Consider the following 18,147-nt stretch of genomic DNA (forward strand, 5'->3'; position numbering starts at 1 on the left):
TGCTTCTCGCTTTAGTTCTTCTGTATATTTTTGAAATGATTGTCCTTTTCTTGCCATAAAAAAATCCCCTCCAGATAAAACAGTATTGAGTCCATCATATCAGATGGACTCTTTTTTTACTGTCTACCTATAGGGGATAATACCAGTTCCCTCTTTTTTTATAAAGTAAAACTTTAATTAGTGGAGGAGGGCATCACCCACTAATTATTAGCCCACACCAATCGGGATAAAAGTAAGGAGAATGAGAGATGGCTATATACTTATTAATCGTCACGTTACTTGCGATCACAATTGTTATTTTAGGGGTATCATGGTGGAAATGGCATGCATTTATTAGTTTAACAGTTGCGAGTTTATTTTTAGCTATTATGTCTGGACTGAACTTAACGAAAATAGTGGCTGCCTATGAAACTGGTGTTGGTAGTGTACTAGGACATTTAGTTGGTATTTTGGCACTTGGAACTATACTCGGGAAAATGATGTCTGATTCAGGAGCAGGCATGCAAGTTGCAGATTTCTTTATTCGATTTTTCGGCGTAAAAAAATTACCTTGGGCTATGTTATTTGCAGGGTTTGTTATAGGGATTCCCGTCTTTTTTGAAGTAGGTATTGTCATTTTATTACCACTTGTTATTTCAATTCGAAAAACGACGAAGCAAAACATATTATTAATTGCTTTACCTGTTATTGCGGGATTATCTATCGTACATGGGCTAGTACCTCCGCATCCAGGTGCCATGACTGCAATCGGTATTTATAACGCGAACTTAGGAAAGGTGCTTTTATATTCATTAATTATCGCGTTACCAACGGCTATTATAGCAGGTCCAATATTTGCAAAGTGGGTACATAAGAGGGTTATACCTGAAAATGAACCGGAGCTTGTTCGAGTTACGACAGTATCAACTGATTTGCCAAGTCGTAAAGTTTCATTCTTTATTATTTTATTACCAGTTGTATTGATGATTTTATCAGTAGTTGCACCATATATTTCATTACCGAAAAAATTGACTGAATTTTTCGTGTTTATAGGAAGTCCAGTAATCGCCTTACTTATTTCATGTTTCGCAGCATTTTATTTACTTGGTATCAAACAAGGTATTAATAAAAAGATGATTAAAAAATTAACAGATGAAAGTTTATTGCCTGTCGGTTCTATTATTTTAATAATTGGTGCAGGCGGTGGATTTAAACAAATATTAATTGAAAGCGGCGTTGGAACAGCTATTGCACAAATGGCAGAACATATTTCGTTATCACCAATCGTATTAGCTTTCATGGTAGCTGGTTTAATTCGAATTGCAACAGGTTCAGCTACAGTAGCATTAACGACAGCAGCAGGGATTGTTTCACCAGTTATTCAGCACATGTCTGGTGTGAATTTAGAGCTTCTCGTTATTGCAACCGGTGCAGGTTCATTAATGTTTTCTCACGTAAATGATGCAGGGTTCTGGCTTGTAAAAGAGTATTTAGGTTTGACGGTGAAGGAAACATTTAAAACGTGGACGGTGCTGGAAACATTGTTATCATTTATTGCATTTGGTTTTGCTCTTTTGTTGAATATGTTTCTTTAAAGGATACCTGAATAGGTATCTTTTTTTTTGATTAAGCCCAATTCCTAAAACAAGCCCGTTTTTAGGTAAGCCAAGCTTCCTATTCGCCCTGAAAACATAATATAAATGGAATCCCCTCATTTAGAGCAAGGTGAACTTGTTATGAATGATACTAAAGGAGGAATAGGGTAATGAGCGAAAAGTGTGAACACAGACATGATGATTGTAACCGCAGACATGGTTGCGGAGGCGGTTTTGCGCTTCTAATCGTATTGTTTATTTTATTAATTATCATCGGTGCTAGCTGCTTCGGCGGAGGCGGCGGTTGTGGCTATGGTGGTTACGGCGGTTACGCAGGCGGCTACGGTGGATATTGCTGCTAATTATTAAAAACTATTGAAAATAGCCTTGTGCATATTGCACAAGGCTATTTTATTCATATTTTTATATGCTGTGATAATTTATTAATGTACAGAGAACGGATTAAGAAGAAGAAAATGATCTCGATAACCCCGAAAAAGGTGAGTACGATACATGTCTCTTTTAGTAAGGAGAAAGAAAACATGCTTTGTAAAAACTTAACCGCAAATAATGTGTGAACACCAGCAACGATGTAAGGAACGAAAAATAAAATTCCTAATTGAATCGTTGCAGAGCGAAACATTTCTGATTCAGTTAAGCCAAGCTTTGTAATCGTAATATACTTTTGTCTTTCAGTTGTTAAGTCATTATACATACGGAAATATAAAACACTAGCTGCTCCGATAAAGAAAATAAAGCCGAGAAATGCCCAAATAAAGAATTGAGCGACTGCATTTCCTTTACTATGAACGAGTTCATCCGTAGCTGTATAAATATAAAATGGTTTAATGAAATTTTCTTCATTTTTATGTGCTTCATACAAAATTTCTGCATCATGATCTAAGCTTTTTAATATATTTTTTGTTGGGACAATTGCATTTTCCCAATTTTCCACGAAGTAGTTATAGACTGTAATTGTTTCAATATGAGGAATCATATTTTCAATTACTTCATCTTGCATCACAATTAAGTGAGGTAATGCAAAGGGAGGCTCAATTCCTCTATTAATAAAACCTTTAATTTGAAATTCCTTTTTATTAGAGCCAAGTGTAATTGTGTTCTGCTTCGCAAATGGGTTAGACACGAGATTTAATAACGCTGGTGAATAGCGAGAAATATTATAAACTTGTGAAGAATCGAGAGTGATTTCTGGTCTGTTTAATTGCTGTGCTATTGCGTTATAATCACTCATTTTCATAATGGCAATTGACTCTTTTGAAGCTGTATCTTTTAAAACGGTAAACTTATATTTGTCATATTGAAAATTAGCATTTGTAAGTTCAGTTTCAATCGTAGTAATATGCTTTTGTTCAAATGCATTAACACCTTCTGATGTATAGGTGAATGGTATTGGATATCGTTCTAGTATGGGTGCTTTCGTATTATTGTTTGCAGCAAATAACCCGATAATAATTGTAAATGCAAGTGCAGATAGCATAGAAACAATAAAGAGTACATTAATATTACTGCGTGTACGAGAAACTAAATCTGAAATCCATAACATATTTATTTGTTTTAAGTAAAACTTTCTTCGTTTCTTTAAAATATAGATAAAGAGAAGAAATGTTTGTGAAAAAAATAAATACGTCCCAATCACTACAAGCGGTAAAATAGATAGCATAATTAAGAATACAGATCCATTTTGTGCATTTTTTTCCGTTATGTAGCCTTGCGGATAACCGGCAATATAATAACATAGTCCTAAACAAGTTAAAGCAAATAGTGAAATGAGTATAGATGGTTTTTTTTCGCTCTTCTCTTTGTTAACACCCTTAATAAGCTTCGTTGTTTTTCGAGTACGAATAAACATTGGTGTAAATGTAGAAACGATTAAAAATAAAATGATAAACGTTACGGTTGTAACGATAATCGCTTCTGTTGGCCAATATAAATAGAGACCTTTCGCGTTTGTTAATTTCGAAGTGACTAATAAGAAAAAGTTAGAAAATACAAGTCCACCTTGAATGCCGATAAAGATGGATAATATCCCAATTATCATGTTTTCGGTAAATAACAATCTTTTTAATTGTCTCTGTGAGATACCAAGAATAGTGAGTATCCCGAATTGCTGCTTCCGTACATTTAAAAATGTTCCAATTGAATATAAGAGAAAGAAGAACGAGAACATAACAATCACAAGCTGTGCTGTACTAGCTAAATTCATTAGAGGATCACGTTCTTGAAAGCTTTGTACACTCTGTAAGCGTGGATGATACGCGTATACAGTAAATGAAAAGAAAACCATGATAGAAAACGCACTACTTACAAAGTAGGCGAAATATGCTTTTGAATTACGTGAGACATTTTTAAATGCGAATTGCCAAAACGTCATCCACGTCTTCCTCCTAATAAGGCTAGAACATCTAATATTTCTTGATAAAACTTCTCGCGATATAATCCGCGGTGCAGTTCATTGTAAAGCTCTCCATCTTTAATGAAAATAACACGGTTACAATAACTTGCTGCAAACGGATCGTGCGTAACCATTAAAATCGTTGCATCTTCTTCTTTGTTTAATTTCGTAAATAACTCCATTACATCAATAGCGGCTTTTGAATCCAGGTTCCCTGTCGGTTCATCGGCTAGTAAGAGAGAAGGGTGATGAATAACAGCACGTGCTACTGCAGTACGCTGTGCTTGTCCTCCAGAAACTTCAAAAATACGTTTGTCCAAAATATGATCAATTCCAAGCTTTTTTGAAATGTTATCAAGCTTTTCATCCATTTCTTTTAATGGAACATTATCTAATGTTAAAGGTAGTACGATATTTTCACCGATTGTTAGTGTATCTAGTAGGTTAAAGTTTTGGAAAACAAATCCTAACTCTTGGCGGCGGAAAATAGCTAACTTCTCTCTACGAAATGTGTGTGGTTTTTTTCCGTTAATAACGACGTCACCAGAAGTAGGAGAATCAATTGTAGAAATAACGTTTAAAAATGTAGATTTCCCGCTACCAGATGGACCCATAATGGCAACGAATTCCCCTTTATCTACGTGTAAATTTATATTTTTTAAAGCAGTATGAGGGACTTTTCCCTCATATACTTTTGAGACGTTTTTTATGTGTAATACTTCTTCCATAGTAATCACCTTTCTACTTTTAAAACTTAATATGTTGTGATAATTTTTGCATATAAAAGGAACGAATTAAAAGGAAAAATAAAATTTCAACTGTTCCAAAAATCAACAGTACGACTGTAATCTCAGCGAAGAACGAGAGATGTAAAACTTCTTGTAGCATCTTTGTCGCAAACATCGTATGGATTGACGCCATGATGTAAGGCACGAAGAAAAGAATCGCAAGCTGAATTGTCGCTGAACGTTTCATTTCAGTTTCAGTTAAGCCAATTTTCGTAATCGTTATATATTTTTCTTGCTCATTTGTTAAATCTGTATACATTCGGAAGTAAAGAACACTACCAGCACCGATAAAGAAGATAACACCTAAGAAAGTACCAATTAAGAAGAACGAAGCGACATTTAGTTTTGTCTTATATAGGGAATCGCTCGCTTCACTTGCATGGAAAGGTGGATGCTCTGCTTGAATTGCTGCATTATCGTTATCAATTTTTGTTATAAACGATGAACCGATATTATGTGCTTTTTCCCAATCTGTAACTTTGAAGTTATATACACTCATTTGTTTGGAAACTGTGGATAAGGATTCTACATTTTCATCAGATAGTATGAGTAATTGGTATATTAAGCTGTTTGGGAATGGGCTATAACTTTTATATTCTTTCACTTGTAGTTGTAAATTGTTTTGAGTAAGTGTAAGAGTATTTTTCTTTTCTTCATTGTGAAGTGTTCCAATAACTTGATCATCTAAGTCTTTCATAAGAATATAAGATTCATTCTTATTTACCGTGAGTTTTTCCCAATTTAATGCTTTAGCAAGTACATTATAGTCACTTTGTTTAATTGCGTAATAGAGCTGCGTGTTATCTTCAGCTGAAGATACCTCATATATATCTGTTTTAAATTTTGTATAAGTAAAGTGCTCTTCATTAAATTTCTGCTCTAACCAGTTTAAATGTTCATCAGCTAATGTATTTTCAGTATGCGATAAATACGTAAACGGGAAAGGGTTCTGTCTAATTGCATCAAACTTTGTAAATTTCCCAAAACCGTATAAGAATGTAATCATTGTAAAAGCGAGTGTTGATAGCATCGCTACAATAAAGAGCATGTTAATGTTTGTCCGAATGCGCGCTGCTAAATCCGAAATCCAAAGCATATTAATTCGTTTCATATAAAACGTTCTTCGCGTTTTTAAAATACGAATAAGTAAAAAACTAATTTGTGAAAAGAAAAAGTATGTTCCAGCTGCAATAAGCGATGGGATGACAAATATACTAGAGACGGCATATAAAAGCCCAATGATGTCACCTAGCGACATAAAATACAACGGATTTGCGGCTAACGCATATCCACATATTAAACACGTCGCACCAAATAGAGAGATGAGCACGGATGCTTTTCTTTCTTTTTGTTGTGTACCTTCTTTTAAAAGACGTACGGCTTTTCTCGTACGAATGAGCATCGGTGTAAAAGATGATACGAGAATGAAGAGCCCAAGAAAGATGATGATAGTTAAAACGATAGCACTTGTAGGCGGATATAAATATAAACCAGGTACGTGTGTAATTTTGGCGGTAACTAATAAAAAGAACTGTGAAAAGACAACTCCAAGTTGAATGCCAAAAAATATAGAAAGAGCACCAATTAACATATTTTCTATAAATATGAGTCGCTTTAATTGTTTTTGAGATATGCCAAGTACTGTTAAAATCCCGAACTGTTTTTTTCGTACTTTTAAAAAGGTCCCGATTGAATACAGTAAAAAGAAAAATGAAAAGAACACAATGACAACTTCTGAAATTGTCATTAATATGTTCAGAGAATAATTCACGTCTGTCATATGCAATTTAGGATGAAATAAATAAACTGCAAATGAGAAAAAGATTGCGATGGAGAACGCACTGCTTACAAAATAGGCGAAATAAGCTCTGGCGTTCCGCGTCACGTTTTTAAATGCAAACTGCCAAAATGTCATTCACCTGAACCTCCTGATAGGGTGAAGATGAGAAGAGCATAAGAAATACTCTTTTCATCAAGTTTGTTTTAAATATTTTGTCCACTCGTGTATTGTGATAATTTTTGCATATAAAGTGAACGAATGAATATGAAAAATACGATTTCAACGAATCCAAAAATAATAAGAACGGCTGAAACCTCTTTGAACAGAGATAAACCAATTACATCTTGTAGCATTTTTGTTGCGAACATTGTATGAATGGATGCCATAATGTACGGAATGAAAAATAAAATACTAAGTTGAATGGTTGCAGATCGTTTCATCTCTGTATCTGTTACACCGATTTTAGAAATCGTTATATATTTCTCTTGTTCGTTCGTCAAATCCGTATACATTCTAAAGTAAAGAACGCTACCAGCTCCAATGAAGAAAATAACTCCTAAAAATGTCCCAATTAGGAAAAATGCAGCACTGCCTGATGTTATTTTGTATAACGATCCTGCTGATTCAAAGGAACGAATAAGAGGTCCTTCATACTGGGATTTATTTCGATCTTTTTGCACTTTTTCTATAAAATTATCAGCAATTTCATATGTCTGTTCCCAGTTTTGAATTTTGTAATTGTATGCTGATATATGCTTTACGGTGCTAGGTAAGTTATTTACGATAACATCAGGCAAAACTATCGTTTGATATGAAAAGCCAGATGGAATTGCATTCACATGCTCATAGCCTTTCACTCGTAATTTCGTATTTGTACTAGAGAGTGTAATGTAATCTCTTTTGTAGCTTTGCTCAAATTCGTTGAATATGGTGTTATAAGATGTCCCTGTTAGCACATATGCTTCGTTATCATCCATAAATAGTTGTTTCATTCGTAAAGAATCTGCAAGTTTGTTATAGTCACTTTGCTTAATTGCGTATACGTCATTATAAATAGCTATATCTTTATCTTCTTTTAGTGGTGTTTCATATATATCAGCTTTTATTTTTTGATAGGGGAAATGCTCTTTTTGTAATTGTTGCTCAAGCCAATTTAAATGCTCTGTAACAAAAGGGTTCGCATCATAAGAAAAATAAGAAATTGGAAAAGGAGAAGTTCTATTCACCTCTAGCTTAATAAATTTCCCGAATCCATATAGAAACGTAATCATTGTGAAAGCAATTGTAGATAGCATCGCTACAATAAACAGCATATTAATATTCGTTCGAATACGGCTTGCTAAATCCGAAATCCAAAGCATATTAATCCGTTTCATATAAAACTTCCTTCTTTTCTTTAAAATATAAATAAGTAAGAAACTAATTTGTGAAAAGAAGAAATATGTTCCAATTGTAACAAGCGTTGGGATAACGAAAATACTTGAAACCATATATATAACACCGATTTGCGGGCTTACTGATACGAAATATTTAGGATTTCCAGCTAACGCATAACCACCAAATAAACAAATCGCACCAAATAATGAAACAAGTATGGATGGTTTTCTTTCTTTTTGTTTTCCACCATTTGTTTTTAAAAGGTGTACTGCTTTTTTTGTACGAATAAGCATTGGTGTGAATGCAGATACAATGATAAAAAGACTAAGGAAAACAATGGTTGTTAAAATAAACGCGTTAGTAGGCCCGTATAAATATATTCCTGGAACATGCGTAAGTTTGGCTGTTACTAATAAGAAAAATTGAGAAAAAACAACTCCAAACTGCATGCCGAAAAAGATAGATAAAATCCCGATTAACATATTCTCCATAAAAATAAGACGATGTAATTGTTTTCTCGATATTCCTAAAATGGTCAAAATACCAAATTGTTTTTTTCTAACTTTTAAAAAAGTACCAATGGAATATAGTAAAAAGAAGAAAGAGAAAAATACAATTACTACTTCTGAAAATATCATTAATGCTGAAATTTCAGAGGTCATGTCAAAGTTTTGTAATTTCGGATGGAATAAGTAAACAGCAAACGAAAAGAACACAGCAATGGAAAAGGAACTACTTACAAAGTAAGCAAAATAAGCTCTCGAGTTGCGCGTGACGTTTTTAAATGCAAATTGCCAAAATGTCATAGATTATACCTCCGGCTAGAAGATATAGAAGTAGTTGTATTGCAAAAAATGTATGAGAGTGAGTTCTCATACATTTTTCTTGCATATGTTACGATCATACTTCGGTCACCTTCTCCGTATGTTCTGCTTGATTATTTGCAGCATTGTGGAAGATGATTTTAATGGTCGTTCCTTTACCAACTTCAGAATCTAGTTTGACAGAGTGACCTAAATAATCACAAATTTTACTTACAATATAAAGTCCCATACCAGTAGATTCTCCGAAGGCGCGACCGTTTTTCCCAGTGTAAAACGGTTCAAATACTCTTCGAATATCTTCTTGTGGAATACCAACACCTTCATCACGAACTTCTAAAATAATATCTTTTCCGTTTCGGTAAGCAGATAAGAAAACTTTCTTTCCGCGCTCACCGGAGTAACGAACAGCGTTTGTCATTAATTGATAGATGATAAATTTTAGCCATTTCGCATCAGAAGCAACTTTTAAATCAGAATGGACTTCTAAAACAGGGAAGACACCATTACGAATGAATAGTTCTTTTAATCCATTAATATTTTTTGTTACCGTATCTTTTAATGAAATCGTCTCGACATGGAAATCTTCATGGAAGTTATTTAACCTAGCCATGTATAAAGCCATATCAAGCCCTTGGTTTAGACGCTCTAATTCTTTTTTAAACTTTGGAATTAAATGCTCGTCTTCCATTTCTAGCACCATAAGCTGCATAACAGAAACAGGTGTCTTCATTTGATGTACCCAGTGGTTAATGAATAATTGATGTTCTTGTTGTTTTACTTCATACGATTGTAGTTCTTTTTGGAAGAGGCGGTACTGCGTACGCACGAGTTCATTGACACCGTGAGGCATCGGAGCAGTTGCTCTTTCAATAAACGCATCTTCCATTTTTTCTGGTTGCTCGCTTAATCTATGGTACATTCTACGATTGCGAACGTAACGGTAAGCGAGGAAACAAATAAATAAATATAAACTTAAAACGACGAAATAAAATTTATTATTTTGAAATCCATCTACTGCATCATAAAGAACGAAAATGATACCGAAGTTTAAAACGTACAGTAGGAAAAATGCAAAATGATCACGTAAAAATAGCTTCATGCTTATTCACTCCAAGTTGCGTTAAAGCGATATCCAAGTCCACGTACTGTTTCAATAGAGTTCTCAATACCAAGCTCATTAAACTTTTTACGAAGACGCGTAATGTTTACGTTTAATGTATTTTCTTCAACGAAGCTTTCGTCATCCCAAAGTGCAGCTAATAAATCTTCACGGCTTGCTGTACGAGGGAATTTAGATAATAACATTTCAGCTAAAATAGCTTCTTTTTTCGTTAAAAGAACTTGTTCAGATCCGAAGTGAATTTCAGGACGTTCTGGGAATAGTTTTAAACCTTCTACTTCAACGATACGTTCAGAAATATTTGGTGCATAATCACCGTAAATACGGCGTAATTGTCCTTTGATTTTTGCCATTACAACGTCGTAGTGGAATGGTTTTGTAATGTAATCATCCGCACCGCTTTCAATTGCCATAATTTGTTCCATCTCACCAGCACGCGCTGAAATGAAAATAATTGGACAAGTAGATTCATGACGAATTTGACGGCACCAGTAGAAACCATCGAATTTCGGTAAGTTTACATCAAGTAAAACAAGATGTGGTTTCACAGCGTTAAACGATTCCATAATATCATCGAAATTCTCTGCAACAACAGCTTCATAACCGTACTTCTGAATGTGAGATTGCAGTAATGATGAAATATTTGGATCGTCTTCAACGATTAAAATTTTATACATATGTATATTCCTCCTCAGAAAAACAATTGTAGCTATAGTGTATCATGTGTTTCAAGTCTTTTCATTATGTTGAAAGATAAGCTAGTAAACAGTATAGGTTAAAAGTGAGAAAAGTAAAAAGGACACTGGATACAATTGACAAATAACAGTAATCGGTTTAACATTTAGATAAATATCTAAATGTCTAATTATCGAAAGGAAGAAAGACATTGAATCAAGCATTCAAAGCATTAGCAGATCCAACAAGGCGAAAAATTTTAGACTTATTAAAAGAAGGTGATTTAACCGCTGGTGAAATCGCTGAACATTTCAATATGACAAAACCAAGTATTTCACACCACTTAAGCGCACTTAAAAATGCTGAACTTATTCAAGATGAAAAGAAAGGGCAATTTGTTGTGTACTCTTTAAACACAACTGTCTTTCAAGATTTATTAACTTGGGTGTTTACATTTACGAATAAGGGGGAAGAGGGGAAATGAAAAAACATCTTTTTGCAATCTTATTAATTGTTATAACTTGTTTAGCTTGGGCGTTTGCTTGGCCACATTTGCCGGATACAATTGCAACGCATTGGAGCGGAGGTAAGGTAGATGGATATTCTTCTAAATTTTACGGAATGATTTCTATGGTCGGAATTATGATTGCATTATATATATTTCTAAATGTGATACCAAAGATTGATCCAAGAAAAGCAAATTACGAGAAATTTTCTAAAGCCTTTATGATGATGAATAATGGTGTACTATTGCTACTATTTGTAGGAAATATAGATATTATTACAAGTGGATTAGGATATAACTTATTCATTAATCGGGTGCCTGAATTATTAGTTGGTGTTTTATTTTTAGTAATGGGTAATTATTTACCACAGTGTAAGCCAAACTTTTTTGTTGGGATGCGTAATCCATGGACGTTAAGTAATGAAGAAGTATGGCGGAAAACACATCGGTTTAGCGGAAAAGTATTTGTGGCGTTAGGAATTATTATGATTATAAGTGTTTTCGCTCCGGCTGATTGGAGAACTTATATGATGCTTGGGATTATAGTAGTTGCTGTCATTATAACGAATTTATATTCTTACGTTTTGTATAAAAAAGAAATACAAATGTGAGCTATATTAGTCAAATTTTATATTTATAGTTTCTATGTGTTAAGAGATTTTAATACTCAGTGGGAATAATGAAAAGCTCACTGAGTAAATTTTTCGTTTTAAGGTCTGAAAATTCAATCGAAAAGGTGATTTGGGGGGATTTACATGTTAGAAATTATAAATTTTAGCAAGACATATAAAGACGGTAAGAAAGCAGTTGATCATTTGAATATTACTGTTAAAGCAGGGGATATCTTTGGATTTATTGGACATAACGGTGCGGGGAAAAGTACAACAATTAAGTCGTTAGTAGGAGTTATAGATTTTGAAGAGGGTGAAATTTTTGTTGATGGACATTCAGTAAAAAAGGATCCGATTGCATGTAAGAGAGTAATGGCGTATATTCCTGATAATCCAGATTTATATGAGCAATTAACAGGAATTCAATATTTGAACTTTGTTGCGGATGTGTTTAAAGTGCCTGCGAGGGATCGGGAAGAACAGATACAGAAGTATGGGGATGCTTTTGAGATTACACCGTACTTAGGGGACTTAATATCTTCTTATTCACACGGTATGAAACAAAAAGTAGCGATTATATCGGCGGTTTTACATAAACCGAAATTATTAGTTTTAGATGAACCTTTCGTTGGTCTTGATCCAAAGGCAGCCGTAGTATTGAAAGGTATTATGAAAGAGCTTTGTGAAAAAGGAAGTGCGATTTTCTTTTCTACACACGTTTTAGATGTAGCTGAGAAGTTATGTAATAAAGTAGCGATGATTAATAGAGGGAAATTAGCACTTTCAGGAGAAGTAAATTCTTTAATAAAGGAAGGCTCATTGGAAGAGCTCTTTATGAAGGAGCTTGCTAATGAATACTAATAGTTTAGGTCTTTTGAAAATTCGGTTGATAACGCAGCTCGGTTTAAACACCTTTAAATACGAAAAAGATAAGAGAAAGAAGCAGAATAAGATTTTGCTGACAGTATCTATTGCTCTAGTTGGTGTCATGTTAATGTTATATTGCGGAGCTTCGGCATATGGATTGATAAAAATAGGAATTAGTGAAATTATTCCTGTCTATGCACTAGTTATTAGCAGTATATTAACGTTGTTTTTCACTATATTTAAGGCAAATGGAGAAATTTTTGCTTTTAAGGATTACGACTTTTTAATGTCATTGCCGATTCGCGTAAGTACTGTTATTGCAAGTAGGTTTTTGTATTTATACTTGCTGAATACAATCTTTTCAATCATAATCATGCTACCAATGGGAGTTGTGTATTGCATACATGAAAATCCATCAGTTTCTTTTTACTTTATGTGGTTCATCAGTATGTTTATCGCATCTTTAATCCCAACAACAATCGCAGCAATCTTTGGAGCTTCGATTACGGCAATCGCTTCTAAATTTAAAAATACGAATAAAATAACTACGATTTTAAGTTTTATAGTAATTATTACATTCGGTTCCTTTATGCTAAAAAACGGAAATGCTCAATATAGCCTTAATGATATGAACGGAATTGGTGCAATTGTTTCGGAGCAATTAACTAAAGTGTATCCATTAGCTAACATGTTTCAAAAAGCAATTGTTAATGCTGATATGGTAGCTTTCATCTTATTCGTGGGGATATCAGTGATTTGGTATTATCTTTTTGTAAAAATACTTTCGTTAAAATATAAGCAAATAAACACAGGGATCACCACTTATCATATGCTTTCAAATTATGAGATTAATAGCATGAAAAAAGAGAGTGTATTGGTCGCATTGTATAAAAAAGAGCTGAAACGTTTCTTCTCTTCTACAGTGTATGTCATAAATAGTGGAATGGGAGTCGTGATGGCGCTAGCTTTCTCGCTAGCTATAGTTGTAGTAGGACCAAGCCAATTAATAGCGTATCCTGGAATTGAGCCCCTGTTGCAAAAGATTGCTCCATTTGCTATTGCAGCAGCGATTTCGATGACATGTACAACATGTGTTTCATTGTCTTTAGAAGGAAAAAATGTATGGATTATTAAATCATTGCCTATAGCGCCAAAGATGATTTATGATAGTAAAATTCTTATGAATCTTTCATTGAGTATACCTGCATCACTTATTAGTGCTGTATTACTGATAATCGGGTTAAAGCTAGATGTTTGGACCTCTCTTTTCATCGTAATAACACCGATAACATATTCATTATTTTCAGCAGTATGGGGGATTTTCATTAATAATCGATTTGGTTATTATGATTGGGTATCAGAAACTCAAGTAGTAAAACAAAGTATAGGATCGTTTGTTGGTATGTTTGGTGGCTTAATTGTGGCGGTTATACCTGCCTTGTTAATTGGTACTGCTACTATCTCGAACTACAGAGTATTTACTTTTGCAGTTATTATAGTGCTTACGATTATTACTATTTTCTTGTATAAGAACGAGTCAAGAAGAAGTATAAAATAAAGAAGCTGCTCTTCCTTTAAAAAGGGAGAGCAGCTTCTTTATTTTGAAAAGGTTAGACTCTTATATTACTTTTTTAAAACAGGTACCCATATTTCGCTTCTGAAATTCGGAGAGGGTACGTCTTTACTTTCATTCCACAATATCTCCGGTCCTTCCGCTAGTTCATAGTTCGAAGAAGGGAACCATTCAGAATAAATACGTCCCCATACATTTTGTAGTGCATCAGGAAATGGACCGACAGCTTCGAATATAGCCCATGTTGAAGCAGCAACTTCAAGCCGTTTAAACTCCTCTGGACAATCCTTTGTTGTGGCTACTCCAATATAGTGATCAAGTTCTCCTTTTTCCTCCATTCTTCCTTCAGAAAAATTAGTAGAAGCACTAATAATTCCAGTAGGTTCAATGTTTGAAAGGGACTTTAATGTTTGAATAGACTCTGGGTTTAAACTTTTCCACATAGAAGCAATTTCTTCATTTACACCGTTAAAAACGATTGGTACTCGTTTTGTAATACCTATAATTCGAAAGGGCTCTTTTTCTTCAATTCGATAGTTCATTTCATTTCCTCCTTGAATGGATAATTGGAAGGTCATTGGTGAATAAGCCTTCAAAGAATGGCTACTATTTCGGGCCTCTGAAGGTGTTATACCGTGCAAGTTTTGAAATGCACGAGCGAATGAATCTGGTGAGTTGTATCCATATTTTATAGCGATATCAATGACTTTTACATTGTTGTTTTTTAGTTCAAAGGCAGCGAGAGTAAGACGTCTACAGCGAATATATTCTGATAGTGATATGCCAGCTAAAAAAGAAAACATTCTCTTGAAATGATATTCGGAGCAGTAAGCTATTTTTGCAACTTCTTTAAAATCAATTTCATTCGTAAGGTTATCTTCAATATAGCGCATTGCAGCATTCATATTTTTAAGTGAATCCATATTATGACCTCCTCTGTACATAGAATAGCAGGAACGAAATGGCCCCATCCGACATTTCGTGCACAACTTTGTAGGTAAATTTTTCACCTTACAAAATTGTAATGTTCCTGTAAGGAGAATGAATGGATGGTATGATATCCCAATGTTATAGTAACAAAGTACTTTAATTCATTATGTTAACTTTTTGATTTCTTTACTTATGTGCCTTACATAACTGTCATGTTTGTGTAAGAAACATCGATAGTGGCAAGAGTAGAGAGTGTATATAGTTGAAAATAGAGAATAGAAGAAATGAGGGATGTCGAGATGAAAACAGTGTTAGAAGCAAAAAATATTGAAAAAGTGTACGACACGGGTGGGAATAAATTTGCAGCGTTAAAAGGTATTAACTTACAAGTAAAAGAAGGTGAGTTCGTTGGAATTATGGGACCTTCTGGTTCTGGTAAGACGACTTTACTAAATGTTCTTTCTACAATTGATAATGCGACGAACGGTGAAATTTTAATTGATGGAAAAGATATTGTAAAGATGAATGATGATAAGTTAGCGTTATTCCGCCGTGATCATTTAGGTTTCATTTTCCAAGATTATAACTTATTAGATACGTTAACGGTGAAAGAGAATATCGCTTTACCACTTGCGTTATCAAAGGTGAAAGCGAGTGAGATTGATCGCCGCGTTCTTGAAATCTCAAAGAAATTCGGTATTGATCATATTTTAAGTCAGTTCCCATATCAAGTATCTGGTGGGCAGAAGCAGCGCTGTGCAGCATCGCGTGCAATTGTTACGAATCCAAGTATGATTTTCGGAGACGAGCCAACTGGAGCACTTGATTCTAAATCTGCAACAGATTTACTTGAAAGTATGAAGTCGTTAAATGAATATGATAACTCAACAATTTTAATGGTAACGCACGATGCATTTGCAGCAAGTTATTGTAAACGAGTTATTTTCATTAAAGATGGTGAACTCTATAAAGAATTACACCGCGGTGAATCGACGCGTAAACAGTTCTTCCAAAAAATTGTTGACGTAATGTCTTCTATTTCTGGAGGTATGGCTGATGACCTTATCTAGCATTGCCCTCCGCAACATACAGCGGAACTTTAAAGACTACTTTGTATATTTTGCATCTATGATTTTTAGTATCGTTATTTATTTCACATTTAAAGCACTGCAATATAATTCACAAATGGAAAAAGCAGCAGAAGCTTCTAAAAAGATTAGCGGTGCGTTTCAAGTTTCCAGTGTGATGCTTATCATTTTCGTAGCAGTGTTTATTATATATTCGAACGGATTCTTTACACGTAAACGTAAAAAAGAAGTTGGATTATATTCTTTACTAGGTATTCGGAAAAGACAAATTGGTAAGATGCTCTTTTATGAAAATATGTTAATGGGATTAATGTCATTAGTAATTGGGATTACGATCGGTAGTGTCCTTTCAAAATTATTCCTTGAGTTATTAGTAAATATGATGGGATTAAATTTAAACGTTCATTTTGAAGTACCGGTGGCTGCCATTATTGATACAGCAATTATTTTCTTTGTGATTATTTTATATACATCACTTCAAGGATATCGTTTAATTTATCGCTTTAAGTTAATTGAACTTTTCCGTGCAGAACGTGAAGGAGAAGCAATGCCAAAAGGATCTGTCATCATGGCATTAATTTCAGTTTTCTTAATCGGTTCAGGTTATTTTTTAGCATTAATGTACATGAAAGCAGTTATGTATGCAGACTTTATGGTCGTTGCATTATATATTTTATTAGCGACAGTAGCAGGGACTTATTTACTGTTCATGTTCTTCACAGTATTTGTATTGAAACGTGCAAGAAATAATAAGTCAGCATTTTATAATGGTATGAATATGGTAACGACATCGCAGTTACTATATCGTATTAAAGGAAATGCGAAATCACTGGCGACAATCGCTATTTTAAGTGCAGTTACATTAACAGCGGTTGGTACGTCAGTTACGATGTATTACAACACATTTACGCAATCAAAAGTTGCTGCGCCGTATAGTTATTCCTATGAGAAAAAAGATGCAGCATTAGATAAAAAAGTAAATGAAATACTTGCTGGAGAGAAGAATAATCACCCAGTCACATATGAATCAGAAGTTGAAATGATTCCTGTGAAGGGAACATTTAAAGGTGAAAGAGCTGATCAAGTTCTGAACACACACTATAATGTTACGAATCAGTACCAGCTTATTTCTCAATCAAACTTTAATACACTTGTGAAACATTTAGATGTAGAACCTGTAAATTTAAGTGCGAATGAAGCTTTCGTATATGATAGCTTATATATTGAGAAACTTGATTTTGGTCCTCTTTATACAGGAAATACAGCTGTATTCCCTGTTGGAAACGAGTCAAAAGAATTAAAAATTAAAGGTGTAAATAATAGAAGCCTTACAAATTTAAATGAACTATTTGTAATCGTTCCTGATAAAACATATGAGCAAGTGAAACAAGTAAACGAAACGCGTACTGTAAAAAATATTGATGTAAAAGGTGAGCGAAATAGTAAAGAGTTAACAGCAAAATTAGCAAGCATTATGCCAGCTGGAGAATCAGAAGTTTTAAAACCATTTAACGATTTCTATACAGGATTCCAAATGGGGCTTGAAACAACAGGCTTAATGATGTTTATTGGGTTATTCTTAGGATTAGTATTCCTATTAGCAACAGGCTCAATCATTTACTTTAAACAATTAACAGAAGCAAGTGCTGACCGTGATCGCTACGTTGTTCTTCATAAAATTGGTGTAACGAAGCAAGAGATGAAGAGAGCTATCGCAAAACAAGTGAGCTTTATCTTTGCTATTCCATTAATTATTGGTATTTTACACAGTTTATTTGCACTAAAAGGTTTGTCAAATATATTACCATTTGAAATTATGATTCCGCTTCTCATTAGTATTGGAGTATACGGTGTCATCTATATTGGATATTACTTCTTAACGGTTCGTTCTTATTATAAGATCGTGAGTGCGAAGTAATAAGGGACAGCTATCGCTAGAGACGATAGCTGTTTTTTTATTCTTCATAAAATCTTAAGAAATCTCCTCAATTTTTGTTAAGAAATAATAGTTATACTTAGAAA

General features: G+C 34.0%; 15 protein-coding genes. 8 read left to right on the forward strand and 7 right to left on the reverse strand.

Features of this window, described 5'->3' with window-relative positions:
- Positions 1-248: 248 nt before the first annotated feature.
- Entirely contained in the window at positions 249-1,574 is a 1,326-nt protein-coding gene (gene gntP / locus DN400_RS11175; RefSeq protein WP_098211254.1) for a gluconate permease GntP, read from the forward strand.
- A gap of 170 nt (positions 1,575-1,744) precedes the next feature.
- Positions 1,745-1,936, forward strand: a complete 192-nt coding sequence (locus DN400_RS11180; RefSeq protein ID WP_001290392.1) for a YjcZ family sporulation protein — start codon at positions 1,745-1,747, stop codon at positions 1,934-1,936.
- Positions 1,937-1,989: 53 nt separating this feature from the next.
- Here DN400_RS11180 and DN400_RS11185 read toward each other — a convergent pair whose 3' ends face one another.
- The 6 genes from DN400_RS11185 to DN400_RS11210 all read right to left on the reverse strand — a co-directional run bounded on the left by DN400_RS11185 (position 1,990) and on the right by DN400_RS11210 (position 10,553).
- Positions 1,990-3,966, reverse strand: coding sequence for an FtsX-like permease family protein (locus DN400_RS11185; protein WP_000144949.1), 1,977 nt, complete (start codon positions 3,964-3,966; stop codon positions 1,990-1,992).
- Positions 3,963-4,715 (reverse strand): ABC transporter ATP-binding protein, encoded by a 753-nt coding sequence (locus DN400_RS11190; protein WP_000393250.1) that lies wholly within the window; start codon positions 4,713-4,715, stop codon positions 3,963-3,965. The genes DN400_RS11185 and DN400_RS11190 overlap by 4 nt, the downstream gene beginning before the upstream one ends.
- 19 nt (positions 4,716-4,734) lie before the next feature.
- Positions 4,735-6,690 (reverse strand): ABC transporter permease, encoded by a 1,956-nt coding sequence (locus tag DN400_RS11195; protein WP_000145007.1) that lies wholly within the window; start codon positions 6,688-6,690, stop codon positions 4,735-4,737.
- 68 nt (positions 6,691-6,758) lie between these two features.
- The gene (locus DN400_RS11200) at positions 6,759-8,738 is read right to left on the reverse strand and encodes an ABC transporter permease (RefSeq protein WP_088322482.1); all 1,980 of its coding nucleotides are present in this window, start codon (positions 8,736-8,738) and stop codon (positions 6,759-6,761) included.
- Between the two features lie 94 nt (positions 8,739-8,832).
- Positions 8,833-9,855, reverse strand: coding sequence for a sensor histidine kinase (locus DN400_RS11205; protein ID WP_000765342.1), 1,023 nt, complete (start codon positions 9,853-9,855; stop codon positions 8,833-8,835).
- 2 nt (positions 9,856-9,857) lie between these two features.
- A complete protein-coding gene (locus DN400_RS11210) occupies positions 9,858-10,553 on the reverse strand; it encodes a response regulator transcription factor (protein WP_000276738.1) in 696 nt (231 codons plus the stop codon).
- Between the two features lie 209 nt (positions 10,554-10,762).
- Between DN400_RS11210 and DN400_RS11215 the strand changes: the two genes are divergently transcribed.
- The 4 genes from DN400_RS11215 to DN400_RS11230 all read left to right on the forward strand — a co-directional run bounded on the left by DN400_RS11215 (position 10,763) and on the right by DN400_RS11230 (position 14,092).
- Entirely contained in the window at positions 10,763-11,035 is a 273-nt protein-coding gene (locus DN400_RS11215; protein WP_001070531.1) for an autorepressor SdpR family transcription factor, read from the forward strand.
- Positions 11,032-11,667, forward strand: a complete 636-nt coding sequence (locus DN400_RS11220) for an SdpI family protein (RefSeq protein WP_000716347.1) — start codon at positions 11,032-11,034, stop codon at positions 11,665-11,667. Before DN400_RS11215 ends, DN400_RS11220 begins: the two co-directional genes overlap by 4 nt.
- Before the next feature lie 144 nt (positions 11,668-11,811).
- Positions 11,812-12,528, forward strand: coding sequence for an ABC transporter ATP-binding protein (locus DN400_RS11225; protein ID WP_000889756.1), 717 nt, complete (start codon positions 11,812-11,814; stop codon positions 12,526-12,528).
- Positions 12,518-14,092 carry a permease gene (locus DN400_RS11230; RefSeq protein ID WP_098255521.1) on the forward strand — a complete coding sequence of 525 codons (1,575 nt, stop codon included), beginning with the start codon at positions 12,518-12,520 and terminating at the stop codon, positions 14,090-14,092. Before DN400_RS11225 ends, DN400_RS11230 begins: the two co-directional genes overlap by 11 nt.
- Before the next feature lie 65 nt (positions 14,093-14,157).
- Here the strand turns inward: DN400_RS11230 and DN400_RS11235 are convergent, their stop codons facing one another.
- Positions 14,158-15,030, reverse strand: coding sequence for an AraC family transcriptional regulator (locus tag DN400_RS11235; protein ID WP_097997144.1), 873 nt, complete (start codon positions 15,028-15,030; stop codon positions 14,158-14,160).
- Positions 15,031-15,336: 306 nt separating this feature from the next.
- On the opposite strand from DN400_RS11235, the gene DN400_RS11240 reads away from it, so the two are divergent.
- Together DN400_RS11240 and DN400_RS11245 are read left to right on the forward strand one after the other, a co-directional pair.
- Positions 15,337-16,107, forward strand: a complete 771-nt coding sequence (locus tag DN400_RS11240; RefSeq protein ID WP_000859655.1) for an ABC transporter ATP-binding protein — start codon at positions 15,337-15,339, stop codon at positions 16,105-16,107.
- Entirely contained in the window at positions 16,094-18,043 is a 1,950-nt protein-coding gene (locus DN400_RS11245; RefSeq protein ID WP_097997145.1) for an ABC transporter permease, read from the forward strand. The genes DN400_RS11240 and DN400_RS11245 overlap by 14 nt, the downstream gene beginning before the upstream one ends.
- Positions 18,044-18,147: the final 104 nt, after the last annotated feature.

This window comes from Bacillus sp. AR8-1 (assembly GCF_008042345.1).
Lineage (GTDB): Bacteria > Bacillota > Bacilli > Bacillales > Bacillaceae_G > Bacillus_A > Bacillus_A cereus.